Annotated in this window: 14 protein-coding genes; 5 read left to right on the forward strand and 9 right to left on the reverse strand. The window is 54.8% G+C overall.

What is annotated here, in order from left to right:
- Positions 1–21 precede the first annotated feature (21 nt).
- The 3 genes from AB4Y96_RS05215 to AB4Y96_RS05225 are packed head-to-tail and all read right to left on the reverse strand — an operon-like array spanning position 22 to position 3,769.
- Positions 22–2,316: a xanthine dehydrogenase family protein molybdopterin-binding subunit gene (locus AB4Y96_RS05215; protein WP_441916137.1), complete on the reverse strand. Its 2,295-nt coding sequence runs from the start codon at positions 2,314–2,316 to the stop codon at positions 22–24.
- On the reverse strand, positions 2,313–3,296 hold the full coding sequence (locus AB4Y96_RS05220; protein WP_441916138.1) for an FAD binding domain-containing protein: 984 nt from the start codon (positions 3,294–3,296) through the stop codon (positions 2,313–2,315). The genes AB4Y96_RS05215 and AB4Y96_RS05220 overlap by 4 nt, the downstream gene beginning before the upstream one ends.
- The gene (locus AB4Y96_RS05225) at positions 3,293–3,769 is read right to left on the reverse strand and encodes a (2Fe-2S)-binding protein (protein ID WP_441916139.1); all 477 of its coding nucleotides are present in this window, start codon (positions 3,767–3,769) and stop codon (positions 3,293–3,295) included. The genes AB4Y96_RS05220 and AB4Y96_RS05225 overlap by 4 nt, the downstream gene beginning before the upstream one ends.
- Positions 3,770–4,010: 241 nt before the next feature.
- Between AB4Y96_RS05225 and AB4Y96_RS05230 the strand changes: the two genes are divergently transcribed.
- Positions 4,011–4,676 (forward strand): TetR/AcrR family transcriptional regulator, encoded by a 666-nt coding sequence (locus AB4Y96_RS05230; protein ID WP_441916140.1) that lies wholly within the window; start codon positions 4,011–4,013, stop codon positions 4,674–4,676.
- Here the strand turns inward: AB4Y96_RS05230 and AB4Y96_RS05235 are convergent.
- The gene (locus AB4Y96_RS05235) at positions 4,673–5,584 is read right to left on the reverse strand and encodes a GntR family transcriptional regulator (RefSeq protein ID WP_441916141.1); all 912 of its coding nucleotides are present in this window, start codon (positions 5,582–5,584) and stop codon (positions 4,673–4,675) included. The genes AB4Y96_RS05230 and AB4Y96_RS05235 overlap by 4 nt on opposite strands.
- Before the next feature lie 193 nt (positions 5,585–5,777).
- Between AB4Y96_RS05235 and AB4Y96_RS05240 the strand changes: the two genes are divergently transcribed.
- The 4 genes from AB4Y96_RS05240 to AB4Y96_RS05255 all read left to right on the forward strand — a co-directional run bounded on the left by AB4Y96_RS05240 (position 5,778) and on the right by AB4Y96_RS05255 (position 10,515).
- Positions 5,778–6,764: an aldo/keto reductase gene (locus tag AB4Y96_RS05240; RefSeq protein ID WP_441916142.1), complete on the forward strand. Its 987-nt coding sequence runs from the start codon at positions 5,778–5,780 to the stop codon at positions 6,762–6,764.
- Positions 6,765–6,898: 134 nt separating this feature from the next.
- The gene (locus AB4Y96_RS05245; protein ID WP_441916143.1) at positions 6,899–7,891 is read left to right on the forward strand and encodes an ABC transporter substrate-binding protein; all 993 of its coding nucleotides are present in this window, start codon (positions 6,899–6,901) and stop codon (positions 7,889–7,891) included.
- A gap of 32 nt (positions 7,892–7,923) precedes the next feature.
- Complete coding sequence (locus AB4Y96_RS05250) at positions 7,924–9,498, forward strand: sugar ABC transporter ATP-binding protein (RefSeq protein ID WP_441916144.1); 1,575 nt, start codon at positions 7,924–7,926, stop codon at positions 9,496–9,498.
- A gap of 48 nt (positions 9,499–9,546) precedes the next feature.
- The gene (locus AB4Y96_RS05255; protein WP_091882568.1) at positions 9,547–10,515 is read left to right on the forward strand and encodes an ABC transporter permease; all 969 of its coding nucleotides are present in this window, start codon (positions 9,547–9,549) and stop codon (positions 10,513–10,515) included.
- 188 nt (positions 10,516–10,703) lie between these two features.
- On the opposite strand, the gene arsH is transcribed toward AB4Y96_RS05255, so the two are convergent.
- From arsH to AB4Y96_RS05280, 5 genes are all read right to left on the reverse strand, one after another.
- Positions 10,704–11,432, reverse strand: coding sequence for an arsenical resistance protein ArsH (arsH, locus tag AB4Y96_RS05260; protein WP_441916145.1), 729 nt, complete (start codon positions 11,430–11,432; stop codon positions 10,704–10,706).
- Positions 11,407–11,829 (reverse strand): arsenate reductase (glutaredoxin), encoded by a 423-nt coding sequence (arsC, locus tag AB4Y96_RS05265; RefSeq protein WP_441916146.1) that lies wholly within the window; start codon positions 11,827–11,829, stop codon positions 11,407–11,409. The genes arsH and arsC overlap by 26 nt, the downstream gene beginning before the upstream one ends.
- The gene (gene arsB / locus AB4Y96_RS05270) at positions 11,829–12,890 is read right to left on the reverse strand and encodes an ACR3 family arsenite efflux transporter (RefSeq protein WP_441916147.1); all 1,062 of its coding nucleotides are present in this window, start codon (positions 12,888–12,890) and stop codon (positions 11,829–11,831) included. The genes arsC and arsB overlap by 1 nt, the downstream gene beginning before the upstream one ends.
- A gap of 155 nt (positions 12,891–13,045) precedes the next feature.
- On the reverse strand, positions 13,046–13,348 hold the full coding sequence (locus AB4Y96_RS05275; RefSeq protein ID WP_441916148.1) for an ArsR/SmtB family transcription factor: 303 nt from the start codon (positions 13,346–13,348) through the stop codon (positions 13,046–13,048).
- 136 nt (positions 13,349–13,484) lie between these two features.
- Complete coding sequence (locus AB4Y96_RS05280; protein ID WP_441916149.1) at positions 13,485–14,870, reverse strand: FAD-containing oxidoreductase; 1,386 nt, start codon at positions 14,868–14,870, stop codon at positions 13,485–13,487.
- Positions 14,871–14,951 lie beyond the last annotated feature (81 nt).

Genomic DNA, 14,951 nt, shown 5'->3' on the forward strand with positions numbered 1-14,951 from the left:
GCATCGAGCGCTGAGCCAGGTTTAGAGGATTTTATCGAGCGTGATCGGCAGATCGCGGATGCGTTTTCCTGTCGCGTGGAAGACCGCGTTGGCAATGGCTGGTGCCACACCAACAATGGGCAATTCACCAACAGCTTTGCCCCCGAGCACCGAGGCATGGTGATCCGGAATGCCGACAGAGATCACCTGAAGATCGGGAATATCCGCGTTCGTCGCCACCAGATAGTCGCCCAGATTATTATTGATCACCCGGGCGTTGCGCGGATCAATAATTCCTTCCTCAAGCAGAGCCTGCCCGATGCCCATGATAATACCGCCTCGCCATTGGCTTTCGGCGAGTTTGGGGTTGTACAGGCGGCCTGAATCAAGCGCCGACACCATGCGCGAGACCCGGACCGTGCCAAAGTCCTCATCAACCCGCACTTCAACAAAGTGCGCGCACCAACTGTGAAGCGAGTAGCCACCTTCCGTTGGTGACTTCATCGCCATCATGGTCGTAAAGTTATTATAGCGATCTACGGTGTTTTTTTTCTCCTCCGGCAGGGTATCGCGCAGGGTCTCAATCTTTTCCTGTCCGATATGCTGCATGAAATCGGCGATTGAAATATCTGCCCGTTCGCCGCGCGGCGTCGAGATCGTACCATCCGCGATAGTGAGTGTATTCAACTGGAGATCGAGGAACGGCGAGTTGGGATGATTGAGCGCGAGGCCAATCAATTCCTCGCGTGCGGCAAGCGCTGCCTTATGCACTGCACCGGTCATAAGGTTGGCAAGTTGCGAGCCGCCCGCCACCGGTGCCCGTGGCAATGCAGAATCTCCAAGCTTCACACGGATCTGTTCAACCGGAATACCCAGAACTTCGGCCGCTGTCTGGGCGAGGATTGTATAGGTTCCCTGCCCCATATCGATGCTGCTGCTTGCCACCTCCGCCGTACCATCTGCGAGAATACGAACCAGAGCCTCGCCCGGTGTGCGCCGCACCGGATAGGTGCCAGCCGCAACACCCCAGCCGATGAGCTGGTTTCCATCCCGCATTGATCTTGGCGCCGGTGTGCGTTTCGACCAGCCAAAGGCTTTTGCGCCTTCGGAAAAGGCTTCCCGCAACTGCCGTGTTGACCACGGTATTTTTGCGTGCGGGTCCTCTTCAGCATAGTTCAGCAACCGGATTTCCAGAGGGTCCATGCCGATTTCATAGGCAAGCTCGTCGATTGCCGATTCAATGCCGAAAGCACTCGGGTTTTCGCCGGGTGCCCGCAAGGCCCCCGGAGTAACCGTGTTCAGTGGAATGACATTCTGGCGGGAGCTGAAGTTGGGCACCGCATACATGATCGCGGTGACTGATCCCAGTGGCTCGACTGCCATTCCAAGCTTGGATGTCTCGTTGACCCCGTGTTGGATAATGGAAAGGAGTTTCCCCTCCTTCGTCGCGCCAAGTGCCAATGTCTGACGGGTGGCCGGACGACCGCCATACGCAGTAAATGTCTGCGGCCGTGTGACCGCAAGTTTGACCGGCTTGCCGAGCATGCGCGCAGCAATTGCTGCCACGGCCCCATGCGGCAGCGACAATGCTTTGGAACCAAATCCTCCGCCAATATAGGGCGAAATCATCCGCACATTTTCAAAGGGTATACCGAACCATTCAGCATAGGAGCGGGCCATGCCGTCCACCCACTGGCTTGGCTCCCAGAGGGTCAGCTTGTCACCCTCCCATTGCGCAATAATGCCATGCGGTTCGATAGCAACATTGTATTCGCGCGGGGTTTTGTATTCCTGTTCAATACGCACGGGTGCTTCGGCGAATGCCGTCTCCGCATCCCCCCACGACTTGGTCATGGGATCAATTGGTACGCCCTCACCGGCCTTGGGGTCCTCAAGACCATAGACATGCTCCGTTTCCTCATAGCTTACCTTGATGAGGGCAGCAGCGGCCGTGGCCTGCTCCAGCGTTTCCGCCACAACGGCCACCACATGCTGACCATTGAAGCTGACGGTCTTCGGCAGTGCCAAAAACGGGCCTTCAGGTCCCGGCGTGCCGGCCCATGTCGTCGCTGATTTCAGGTGGGTGATATTATCTGGTGTCAAGACCAACAGGACGCCGGGCGATGCCTCCGCTGCCTTGCTATCGACTGATTTCACTGTCCCGGCAGCAATCGTGCTCTGCACGGTAACGGCGTAGACCAGCCCTTCGATCTGATGTTCGATCGCGTAGGTGGCGCGTCCCGTAATTTTTTCCGGGCCATCGATACGTGACAGGCGCCCGCCGAGATTGCCATCGGACGCATCACCATGTTTGGGTTTAGGCGTTACGAAAGTCATGCCAGACCTCCCATTTTCAGAACAGCACGCGTGATAACGCGTGGAGCAAGATCGATTTTGTAGTGGTTTGCACCGTGATCAATCGCCCCCTCCATGACAAGCAGACTGGCCTTGCGGACCAATTCCGGTTCCAGCACTTTGCCAATCAACGCCGCCTCAACCGTGCGGGCTCGCCAAGGTTTGGTTGCAACGCCGCCAAGGGCTATGCGTATGTCGCGGACAGTCGTGCCATCCGCTTCAAGCTCAAGTCCTACCGCTGCACTGGCAGCGGCGAACTCGTAGGATTGCCGGTCGCGCACCTTGATATAGGTCGAGCGCCTCGCAGCAGCCGAGGCGGGTATTGTCACTGCCGTAATGATTTCGCCGCGCTCAAACGCATGCTCGCGATCCGGTGTATTTCCGGGAAGCCTGAAGAAATCATCCACCGCCACTTGTCTTTCGCCCAGATGCACAATTGCATCGAAAGCCACCAGCGCAACGGCCAGATCGCCGGGATAGCCAGCAATGCACGCATCGCTCGTCCCCAGAACCGCATGATTGCGGGTGACGCCCCCGAGAGCAGAGCAGCCGGAGCCCGGATGACGCTTGTTGCATGCGGGAAACACCGCCGCATCGCGGAAATAGGAACAACGCGTCCGCTGCAACAGATTACCGCCGATAGTTGCCATATTGCGGATTTGTGCCGAGGCGGCCAGCGCGAGGGATTCCGCTACAGCCGGAAAGCCTTTTTGAACGGCGGGGTGATCCGCCACCGCGCTCATGCGGGCAAGCGCCCCGATGGATGCCTGCGTTTCGTCAACCTCTATGCCGTCAAGGCCAGCAAGATGGGTGATATCGACAACGGTGTCAGGTTCGGCAATCCCGCATTTTGCCAGATCGAGCAGCGTCGTGCCGCCAGCAAGCACCATATTGCCCGCCAGCGCGGCGGCCCTGCGGGCTTCATCGGCAGAATGGGCGCGAAGATAGGAAAAATTCTTCATGATGCTGCCTCCGCTGCTTCGCGTACTGCGGCCACGATGTGCGAGTAGGCACCGCACCGGCAAAGATTACCGGACATATATTCGCGGATTTCGTTGTCGGATTTCGTGTGCCCTTCGCGGATACAGGCAACCGCCGACATGATCTGGCCGGGGGTACAATAGCCGCACTGAAAGGCGTCGTGCTCCAGAAATGCAGATTGAACGGGATGCAAGCCACCATCGCCATCGGCGAGACCTTCAATCGTTGTGATTGTCCGCCCTTCAACCTGTGCTGCAAGGGTCAAGCAGGCAAGCACCCGCTTGCCATCAACATGAACAGTACAGGCACCACACTGGCCCTGATCACAGCCCTTTTTGGTCCCGGTAAGGTCAAGATGCTCGCGCAGCGCATCCAGCAGAGTGACGCGCGGTTCAACGGCAAGCTCTCGACTCCTGCCATTTATATCCAGCTTCAAGTTGATTGTTCCGGTCATTATATCGCTCCTGCTTTGCGGATGCAGATTCATTCGACAGCCCGATACCCAAACGCCAAGCGTCAGGAGAAGTTCACATCGCTGTGCGCTTTACCTACCTGTCAGATGGGTCGAATCGAGTTTACCTGTGTTTAGAGACATGACATTGGGACCCATTCTGCGATAAGAAGGCAAAAGGACTCCACTTAAACGGAGGGGCCTCCGCTTATCTTAAGAACTTGTTGCTCATGGTCAAGCCCCCATGAGCGTGGAGCAGAATTTGGTCGCCAAGCCATCAGAGAATGCCGAGCCAGCGCCTTTGAGTGTGAAAGGTATGCGCGCCGATGCGCGTCGCAACCGGGAAAAGCTGCTCGAAGTGGCCGCCGTGGTTTTCTCCGAACATGGCGTGGAAGGCTCTCTTGAAGATATCGCCCGGCGGGCGGGCGTTGGCATTGGCACGCTATACCGGCATTTTCCGACCCGCGAACATCTCGTGGAGGTCGTCTACAAACGCGAGGTTGAGAACCTTTGTGCGGCAGCGGGGGAATTATCGCTGCATCACCCGCCGGATGTTGCGCTTGAAGAATGGATGCATCGCTTTGTCGGATATATCGCTGCAAAGCGTGGCATGGCAAACAGTCTGCGCATACTCGTTACCAGCAATTCCGAGCTGTTTGCCGGAAGTTCGGGTATGGTCGCCGTCTCGCTTCGAAATCTCGTCGAAGCAGCGGCCAATGATGATCTTATCCGCCGGGATATTGACAGCACTGACCTGCTGCACGCCCTGTTTACAATCTATTCCATCCCCGACGCTCCCGATTGGCATGACCGGTCGCGCCGCCTGGTAAAGCTGCTGATGGACGGATTGCGGTGGGGCGCTCGTGACAGGAGCACAGCCCAACGCGATGAGAGCCCTCGCAATGGCTAGGACCCCATGATGTCCGATACCGCCTCATCGGCGGGCATGGACTGGAGCAGGGTTTCGCGAGCCGAGCGCAGATGATTACGGCAGGCAATGTCAACTTTTGCCGCATCGCGCGAACGCAAGGCATCGATATACGCCAGATGCTCTTCCAGAGCCTTGGCGTTGCGAGCCCGTTCGTTCACCTTTCTCCATTGATAATGGTAGTGAAACACGATCGCGATGACGTCGTAGAAATCAATGACAAAGCGATTGCGCGAAGCGGAATGGATCATGCGATGAAACCGCTCATCAAGCGCGGAAAAATCCATATAGCGCGTATCAATATCGCGTAGCAGCGCAAGGTGGTCGGCCTCCAGAACATCCAGTTCCTCAATAGCAGGATGATCATCGGGCAAGTTCAGGAAAGCAACGGCGGAGCGCAGCTCAAAAATCTCCCGGATTTCAAAGAGTTCAAGCGCAAATGAGCGGGTAAACCCCTTTAACACCCAATGGCTGTTCTTGCGTTTTTCAATCAGCCCGAACCGGCTGAACCGGATCAGAAATTCGCGCACGCTTGACGTGCCGACACCAATATCGCGGGCAAGTTCAAGCTCATTGATCTGCATTCCGGGCTGGGCTCCGCCAGCCAGAATGCGCTGCATGAAACTACGCTCGATGATCTCCGACAATGAGTCCGTTTCCTCATCGGGAAAATAGTCTGATTTGACAGGCTTACGCAGAACTGTCTTGCTGCGCTTTGTCCATTCGATCAGGCCTTTTTCCTCCAAAGCACCAAGAATGGCGCGAACCGTGGTCCGGCTGATGCCAAGGCGTGTTCCAAGCTCGGGTTCTGATGGAAGCTCCTCAATATCTTTGAGAAGGCGAAGACACCTGTTGTAGCCCTCCTTGAACACCGTATTCTGCTTCGACATTCTATTCTTTCATGATCCAGAACCGACCCAATCCGACCGGGACTTGCAGTTCCGCCTATAGTTCGAGCTGATTTGTGTTTTATCCGTAAGAGGCGTTGACGGCAAAATGTATTTTGTCGATAAAAGACGAATTGTGCAGATATTGACATGTTAGCTCAGTGCTCGCACCATTGGTTTGTTCTGGGAGGAACAGTTGGATATCCGGAAGATTGGTAAAACGCCGCTGGCCGTGACAACGATCGGCTTTGGTGGGGCAGCTATTGGCGGGCTCTATCGCGAGTGCACGCGTGACGCAGCGATGGAAACGCTGCAGGCCGCGTGGGATGCTGGATTACGCTATTTCGATACGGCGCCCTTTTATGGCTTCGGCCTTTCAGAACGGCGAACGGGTGATTTTCTGCGCGACAAACCGCGTGAAACCTATGTTCTTTCAACGAAGGTTGGCCGGTTTCTGCGACCTGTTCCGGAAGATCAGGTCCCCGATCATTCCTACGTCAATCCCCTGCCCTTCGCTGTCGACTATGACTACAGTTATGACGGTATCATGCGGTCCTTCGAGTTCAGCTTTGCGCGGCTGGGCCTGAACAGGATCGATATACTTTACGTGCATGATATTGGCGCCTACACCCATGGTGCCGACAAGAACGCCGTCTACATGGCCCAACTGCTTGGAGGCGGACTGAAGGCATTGGAGGAGCTTAAATCTTCGGGTGCGATCTCAGCCTATGGCCTCGGCGTCAACGAGGTCGAAGTGTGCCTTGAGGTCGCCGCCAGACACCCGATTGACTGCATTCTGCTCGCAGGGCGCTATTCCCTGCTCGACCGTTCGGCCGAACGCGGCTTGCTGGATATCTGCCGGAAACAGCAAATATCACTGGTGATTGGCGGCGTCTTTAACTCAGGCATTCTGGCAACCGGCCCGGTTACCGGTGCAAATTTTGACTATGGGCCCGCATCACAGGACATTCTGGATCGCGTGCGCTCAATGCAGGCAGTTGCAACGAACCATCATGTACCGTTGGCGGCAGCGGCACTTCAGTTTCCGTTCCGCGAGCCGGTGGTGGCGAATGTGCTGATCGGTACCGCAAAACCGTCGAGTCTCACCCGAAATATCGAGCTTCTTTCAACAAAAGTCCCTGAAAGCGTCTACGCAGAATGTGAACCCTTCACGATCCGCTGAGATGCTTGCAAAGAATACGCATTTAAATTAGCTTCGCATGATCGATGTTTTTTATCGATAAAGAGCGGATTGAAAAGCGCCCTCTCAATCCGGACATAAGCAAATAAAACCGGCGCTACGAGAGGAACACAACCATGATTTCTACAGGAAAGTGCATCAATCGCAGAACCGTTCTTGGTACCGCCGCTCTGGCTCTGCTGGCAGGAATGATATCCGTCGCACCGGTCCGTGCCGCGGATGTAACCATCCCTATTATCGTCAAGGACACGACGTCTTTCTATTGGCAGATCGTCCTTGCCGGCGCGCGCAAGGCGGGCAAGGATCTCGGTGTCAAAGTACCCGAGCTTGGGGCCCAGGCTGAATCCGATATTAACGGTCAGATTTCCATTCTTGAAAATGCCGTCTCCGGCAAACCGGCTGCCATCGTCATCTCCCCCACCGAGTTCAAAGCACTCGGCAAGCCCATTGATGAAGCGGCGAAATCCGTCAAAATCATTGGCATCGATTCCGCTGCGGATTCCAAATCATTCACGTCATTCCTGACAACGGACAATGTACAGGGTGGACGTGTGGCAGCCGACGGTCTCGCTGCAGCAATCACAGAAAAATATGGCAAGGCTGAAGGCGAAGTGGCTCTCATCACGGCACTTCCCGGTGTCGGTTCGCTCGACCAGCGCGCCAAAGGTTTCAAAGAACAGCTTGCAGCCAAATATCCCGGTCTCAAGCTGATTGCCGACAAGGTTGCTGACGGTCAGGCCACGACGGGTCTCAACATCACGACTGATCTGATTACTGCCAATCCAAACCTGCGCGGTATCTTCACATCCAACCTGATCATGGCTCAGGGCGCGGGTCAGGCCATTGCCGAAAACAAGGCGCAGGACAAGATCAAGGTTATCGGCTTCGACAGCGACGAAAAGCTGGTCAAGTTCCTGTCAAACGGGACATTGGCCGGGTTGATCGTTCAGGACCCCTACCGCATGGGTTATGATGGCATCAAGACCGCTTTGGCCGCCTCAAAAGGCGAAAAGACAGAGGCCAATGTCGATACCGGTGCAAACCTGATCACCAAAGCCAATATGAACGACAAACGCGCGCAGGAGTTGCTCAACCCCAAGCTGGACTGATCCAGATTTGCTCAACAGTCAGTGGGGTCGCCATGACAGATCATGATATTTCGCATCGCTCCAGCAGCGGGCAAAGTGAAGATGTATCCGCAGCGGCGGCCCACCTGCCTATTCTGGAATTGCGTGGGCTTGAGAAACAATATCTTGGAACCCACGCGCTAAAACCTGCCGATCTTGCTTTCAAGGCTGGAGAAATTCACGCCATTGTCGGTGAGAACGGCGCAGGAAAATCGACGCTGATCAAGCTTTTGACCGGCGTCATCCCCCGCACCGCCGGCGAGATATTGTTTCGAGGCGAACCCGTAGCGCTGACGACACCGCTGGAAGCGATCCAGCATGGGATCAATGCCGTGCATCAGGAGGTCGTGCTCTGCCCGCATTTGACCGTTGCCGCCAATATCTTTCTGGGTGAGGAACAGCGCCGTTTCGGTCTCCTGCAGCATCGCCATATGATCCGGGAAGCACAAAAAATCCTTGATGATCTTGGCTTTGCACTACCGGCCCATGCGCTGCTAAGCGACCTGACCATCGGGCAGCAGCAATTGATCGCAACGGCGCGCGCAGCAACACGCGGCGCACGTTTTCTCATCTTCGACGAACCAACTGCCTATTTGACGCGCGAGGAAGCAGCGCAGCTCTTTGCGCTGATCCGCCGTCTGCAGAAAAGCGGCGTCACCATTGTCTATATCAGCCACCGGATGGAGGAAGTGTTTGAACTCGCCGACCGGGTTTCCATTCTGCGCGACGGACGGTTGGTTGGCACGCGCAACATCGGGGAAACCAACGAGAATGAACTGATCGGCCTGATGATCAATCGTTCAATCGAGCAGATTTATCACAAGGTGCCATTTACCTTTGGCAAGACAATCCTTGAGACACAAAATCTCACCGGCAATGGCTTTGAAGATATCAGTCTTAACGTGCGTGAGGGCGAAATTGTCGGGCTCTACGGCTTGATTGGCGCTGGTCGCAGTGAGTTCGTTACAACCATCTTTGGACGCCATCCGAAATCTTCAGGCAAAATTCTCTGGGACGGCAAAGAGGTGCGTATCGAGCGCGAGCGCGATGCGATCAAACTTGGCATCGCTCTGGCACCGGAGAGCCGCCGCGATCAGGGCCTATGCCTGTCCTTGCCCGTGTCGCTCAATCTCAATCTGCCGATCTACAAGCAGCTCAGCAGGAACGTTCTGATTTCCCATCGCGAAGAAGCCAGACATGCGGACAATCAGATCTCGGACCTTCGCATCAAGACGTCCTCGCGCAGTGCCAGCGCTGCCAGCCTTTCCGGCGGCAACCAGCAGAAAATTGTCATCGGCAAATGGCTCAACCACGGTGCCAAGCTTTTTATTTTTGACGAACCTACGGTGGGTGTCGATGTGGGCACAAAGGCCGAAATCTACCGGCTGTTCTCGACCCTTCTTGAAAACGGCGCCGGTATCATTCTGATCTCGTCCTATCTTCCCGAAGTTTATGAGCTTGCCGATACACTGCATGTCTTCAGGCGTGGACATCTGGTGGCAAGCCATCCTCACAAATCCGTCACGCACGAAGATATCCTGACCCAAGCGCTCGGCTCTGCATCAACCGACGCCAGCACACGCAATTGATCTGTTCCGCCGCGATTATTCGCTTCGACTATCTGGAGATTTGTCCCGATGAGCCTTGAAACCAAAGACACCGGCACCACCCCAAAGCGGCGCTTCAATGTCCTGTTCGGACTGACGCTTTTTGCCCTGTTGCTGGTGCTGTGGCTTGTCCTTAGCCTTGCAACAGATAGTTTTTGGACCGGAAACAACATTTCCAATCTGCTGCGGCAAGGCTCGATGATTGCAATCCTCGCCATCGGCCAGACCTTCGTCATCATTACCGGCGGCATTGATCTTTCTGTTGGCGCGATTGTTGGCTTCACCAGTGTTATCGTTGCCTGGCTTTTAGCCCATGGTTTTCCGGTCTGGGCAGCGATCCTGATTACGCTGGGCATCGGTGTGTGTATCGGGCTTTTCCACGGTTTCGGCATCGTACGTCTCGGACTTCCCCCGTTCATCATCACGCTTGCAACGCTGACGTCATTGCGCGGCATCGGCCTGTTGATCACCAATGGCAACACGATCTCAATCGACAATGACCCATTTACCGAATTCTCCCGCAATGATTTTGCCGGAGTACCCAACCTGTTCCTGATGGTGGTCCTCGTCGGCATTCCTGCCTACATCTTTCTAAGTCACAGCCGCTGGGGACGTTATCTGTTTTCCGTGGGATCAAATGCGGAAGCCTCGCGTCTGTCCGGCGTCAATGTCAAAGGGACGATCTATCTCGCCTACACATTATCAGCCGTCTGCGCATCATTCGTAGGATTGCTGCTTGCCTCCCGCATCGGCGTTGGCAATGCAATGCAGGCCGAAGGATGGGAACTGCAAGCCATCGCTTCCTCGGTTATCGGCGGCACCAGTCTTTTCGGCGCGGTCGGCTCCATTCATGGGCCGCTGCTGGGCGCTTTCATTCTGGCGACAATCAACAATGGCGCCAACCTGCTCAACGTCAATTCATTCTGGCAGCGGGTTATAACAGGCGTTCTGATCATTGTTATTGTGTACTTCGATCAGCTGCGCCGTAGGCGAAGATAGGCGTTATTCGGGAACATTTGACCTATTCAAGGGTTTCTATAATACCGAGAGTGAGTTTTGGGAGAGCTCTTGCTTTCGTCAGAGGTCTGGTCGAGCCATCGTGGAACTTCATCCTTCGATACTCCCAGACCTCGTTCTATCCACTAGAGACTGCCGTTTCTCACAGGATGCGGCGGCGGAAACAGAGTTCATATGACACCCGTGAGATTAACGCGCCGTGCAAGAGCCACGGCGCTTTCCTTACGCTCGCTATAACGGTTGGTGAGATAATCCGACACGTCGCGTGTCAGCAGCGTGAACTTCATAAGCTCCTCCATGACATCCACAACGCGATCGTAATAGGCCGATGGTTTCATGTGGCCGTTTTCGTCAAACTCCTGATAGGCTTTGGCAACGGATGACTGGTTCGGGATTGTGACCATACGCATCCACCGTCCGAGAACCCGCATCTGGTTGACTGCATTAAACGACTGTGACCCGCCAGAAACCTGCATAACCGCAAGCGTTCGCCCCTGAGTAGGACGAATCGCGCCCATGGCAAGTGGTATCCAGTCGATCTGTGATTTCATGACACCTGTCATGGCACCATGCCGCTCGGGACTGGTCCAGACCTGCCCTTCGGACCAGAGTGAAAGGTCGCGCAGTTCCTGCACCTTTGGATGATCAACGGGCGCGTCATCCGGTAAAGGCAACCCTGCTGGGTCAAAGACGCGAGTCTCCGCACCAAAATACTCCAACAGGCGCGCTGCTTCTTGCGTTAGAAAGCGGCTGTAGGACACCTTCCGGATGGAGCCGTAAAGCAACAGGATACGCGGCCGGTGTGTCGAGAGCTGAACAGATAACTTTTCAGGATCGGGAATCTGCAGGGCCTCGGATAGAGTATTGGCTAAATCAGACAATGCGCTTTCCTTTAGCATCAATGACCACTTCGCCATCTTCCTTGGTGAAAGCCCTCTTTTGTGGGCTCGGGAGTATGTCAAGGACAAGCTCAGACGGTCGGCTTAGGCGTACGCCTTTTTCAGTCACCACAAACGGGCGGTTAATCAGGATCGGATGGGCCTCCATCGCATCCAGCAATTGTTCATCTGTCAAATCCGGGTCATCGAGCCCAAGCTCCGCATAGGGCGTGCCTTTTTCGCGAATGGCTTCGCGCACCGTCAACCCTGCTCTTCGAATGAGATCTTTCAGCTCCTGACGTGCTGGAGGTGTCTTCAGATACTGGATTATGGTTGGCTCAATACCTGCATTCCGGATCATTGCGAGCACATTGCGCGACGTGCCACAAGCAGGATTATGATAAATGGTGACAGTCATTAGATGGCCCTTTCCGCTTTTTGAAGGCTCTGGACGGCGGCGCCGCGCTCGTACCAATTCTTGCTTCGGTTGACGATCCACACCACCGACAACATCACTGGCACTTCAATCAAAACACCGACGACAGTAGCGAGTGCGGCGCCGGAGTTAAAACCAAACAAACTAATCGCAGCGGCCACCGCCAGTTCGAAGAAGTTACTTGCCCCAATCAATGCAGACGGCCCGGCGACACAATGCTGCTCACCACTGATACGATTAAGGAGATAGGCAAGGCCTGAATTGAAATAGACCTGTATCAAGATCGGTACGGCTAGAAGCGCAATCACCAGCGGTTGAGCGAGAATCTGCTCCCCCTGAAAGCCGAAGAGCATCACCAATGTCGTCAGCAATGCCACAAGCGATAGCGGTTGAAGAATACCGACTAATCGATCAAAGGCCGCCTTGCCTCCATTTGCCAGCAACCACCGGCGAATGATCTGGGCGATGATGACCGGAACAATGATGTATAGAACCACCGACAGGATAAGCGTATTCCATGGCACGGTGATTGCCGAAAGACCAAGAAGCAGGCCCACAATAGGGGCAAACGCAACGACCATAATCGCATCGTTCAAAGCCACCTGAGACAAGGTGAAATGTGGTTCGCCCTTAGTGAGGTTCGACCAGACAAAAACCATGGCTGTGCAAGGTGCAGCAGCTAGAATAATCAGCCCAGCAATATAGGAATCGATCTGTATAGCAGGCAGATATGGTCGAAAGAGCCAGCCGACAAATAGCCAGCCAAGCAACGCCATGGAGAATGGTTTTATAGCCCAATTGATAAACAGGGTTACACCAATTCCACGCCAATAAGCGCCGACCGTACGCAGCGACGCAAAGTCGATACGCAGCAACATCGGAATGATCATCAACCATATGAGAACAGCCATCGGAATGTTCACTTTGGCGTATTCGGCAGAGCCGATAGCCTGAAACACGCCCGGAATAAAATGGCCAAGCGCAATCCCAGCAACAATGCATAGGGCAACCCACAGAGTGAGATAGCGTTCAAAGACAGACATTGGCTTTCCTATAGAAACGGATCGCGTCAAAATGGATATTGGGGCCGGACACAGCCTCAGGACTTGCAGCGTAGGCAGAATGTCAAACGGCACGGCACCCGCTGTTGGATCGTGCAGAATTGCCTCTACACAGGAACAGGACATCATAGACGCGATCAGTCATTGAACTTCTCCTTGGGCGGGCAACATGGAACGATATCAGTGATGAGCGGAGTGCAAATGTCCGGATGACCTGCGCAGCAATCCTTCAGCAGATAACTGATCGCAGCGCGAAGATTCTCGAACCTCGCGCGATAAATAATGGAACGGCTGTGGCGGACAGAAGAGATCAGTCCCGCGCGCGACAATATCGCCAGATGCGCCGACATCGTGTTTTGCGGAATATCCAGCAGTCGCGATATCTCTCCTGCTGCTATTCCTTCCGGTTCATGCATGACAATCAGCTTGAATGCATCCATGCGTGATGATTGGGCAAGGGCCGAAAAAGCCTCAATGGTTTGCTTTTTTTTCCATATATCTGGATTTAACGATATAATATCAGACTGTCAAGTCAATCCCATGTGAGCATTCGTCAATCAGCGGTCAGACGCCTTGCTATGTATGATCCAAAGGCGCCAGATCGCCCAAGACGGTTGGAATAAGCTCGGAGACTGTCGGGTGTATCGGCACTGCCCATTTGAGCGTTGGATAGTCCATCTTCGCGCTCATGGCATCGAGTATCCCGTGGATCGCCTCATCACCGCTTGTTCCCAGAATAGCCGCGCCCAATATCTGCTTTGTCTGAGCATCAGCAACGATCTTCATGAAGCCCTGTGTTTCGTCCTTCTCCACAGCGCGGCCAACACGCGTCATCGGTCGTTTGGATACAAGAATAGGGCGACCCGTTGCCTTGGCCTGCGTCTCGCTCATTCCCACCCGGCCAAGTGGCGGATCGATATAGAGGGCATAGCCCTGCACACGCTCGCTAACCCTGCGGTCTTCCCCGTCCAGAAGATTGGCCGCGACAATCTCGAAATCATTATAGGCCGTGTGGGTGAAAGCACCCTTGCCATTGCAATCTCCAAGAGCCCATGTGCCTTCAACGCTTGTTGCGAGATAATCGTCGACCTTGATGTAGCCCCGCTCGTCGGTGGCAATACCCGCCTTTTCCAGATCGAGATCGTCAGTATTGGGACGGCGACCAATCGCCAGAAGCACATGCGAACCGACAACACTGCGCTCGTCAGAGTCGCAATCAAGGTGAACTTCCGTACCGCCTTCATGGGGTTTGAAAGCGATGCAGTTTGCGTTGAGACGGCAGGAAATACCTTCGTTTTCCAGAATATCCTTTATGGCTTCGGAAACATCCTCGTCTTCGCGCCCGACCAAGCGAGGACCTTTTTCGACAATGGTCACCTGCGATCCAAAACGCCGGTACATCTGCGCAAATTCGAGGCCGATGTAACTGCCACCGATCACCACCAGATGTTTCGGCAGAACATCAAGCTGCATCATGCCAGTGTTGGTAAGATAGTCGACATCACCGATACCCGGCATGTCAGGGATATTGGCACGCCCGCCCACATTCAGGAAAATGCGAGGAGCATCAAAGAGCACCCCGTCAATGCTGATCGTATGCGGGCCAGTAAATCGGGCATGACCTTCAATAACAGTGCAATTCTTCATGCCGCGCAGCCAGTTCTCTACACCTGTGCGGGCGTTAAGAGTAACGGTATCGGCTCTTTGCCGCACCCGTTGCATATTAACCCGAATGGGTTGCTCGATGACAACGCCGTAGTCCCCACCCCGGCGGGCGAGATGCGCCGCATAGGCGCTGGCGACCATCGTCTTTGTTGGCATGCAGCCGGTGTTGACGCAGGTGCCGCCGAACAGTTTTCGCTCGACCATCAATACCTTCATACCCGAAGTGGTCAGCCGGCCCGCCAGCGATGGACCTGCCTGTCCGGCACCGATAATGATCGCGTCAAATGACTGGCTCATGGCAATGCTCCATCAAGAAAGATTGGGATAAGGTAGCAACAGTGAGGTCGTCATGAAAGGCGTGGTTCGGCATTCATGCTG

It is taken from the genome of Phyllobacterium sp. TAF24, from assembly GCF_052113785.1.
Taxonomy (GTDB): Bacteria; Pseudomonadota; Alphaproteobacteria; order Rhizobiales; family Rhizobiaceae; genus Phyllobacterium.

Coding starts and splice junctions, on each gene's coding strand:
- AB4Y96_RS05225 (WP_441916139.1), bottom strand. CDS start 3,769: ATGACCGGAACAATCAACTTGAAGCTGGATATAAATGGCAGGAGTCGA.
- AB4Y96_RS05275 (WP_441916148.1), bottom strand. CDS start 13,348: ATGGATGCATTCAAGCTGATTGTCATGCATGAACCGGAAGGAATAGCA.
- arsC (WP_441916146.1), bottom strand. CDS start 11,829: ATGACTGTCACCATTTATCATAATCCTGCTTGTGGCACGTCGCGCAAT.
- AB4Y96_RS05215 (WP_441916137.1), bottom strand. CDS start 2,316: ATGACTTTCGTAACGCCTAAACCCAAACATGGTGATGCGTCCGATGGC.
- AB4Y96_RS05255 (WP_091882568.1), top strand. CDS start 9,547: ATGAGCCTTGAAACCAAAGACACCGGCACCACCCCAAAGCGGCGCTTC.
- arsB (WP_441916147.1), bottom strand. CDS start 12,890: ATGTCTGTCTTTGAACGCTATCTCACTCTGTGGGTTGCCCTATGCATT.
- arsH (WP_441916145.1), bottom strand. CDS start 11,432: ATGCTAAAGGAAAGCGCATTGTCTGATTTAGCCAATACTCTATCCGAG.
- AB4Y96_RS05245 (WP_441916143.1), top strand. CDS start 6,899: ATGATTTCTACAGGAAAGTGCATCAATCGCAGAACCGTTCTTGGTACC.
- AB4Y96_RS05250 (WP_441916144.1), top strand. CDS start 7,924: ATGACAGATCATGATATTTCGCATCGCTCCAGCAGCGGGCAAAGTGAA.
- AB4Y96_RS05235 (WP_441916141.1), bottom strand. CDS start 5,584: ATGTCGAAGCAGAATACGGTGTTCAAGGAGGGCTACAACAGGTGTCTT.
- AB4Y96_RS05280 (WP_441916149.1), bottom strand. CDS start 14,870: ATGAGCCAGTCATTTGACGCGATCATTATCGGTGCCGGACAGGCAGGT.
- AB4Y96_RS05220 (WP_441916138.1), bottom strand. CDS start 3,296: ATGAAGAATTTTTCCTATCTTCGCGCCCATTCTGCCGATGAAGCCCGC.
- AB4Y96_RS05230 (WP_441916140.1), top strand. CDS start 4,011: ATGAGCGTGGAGCAGAATTTGGTCGCCAAGCCATCAGAGAATGCCGAG.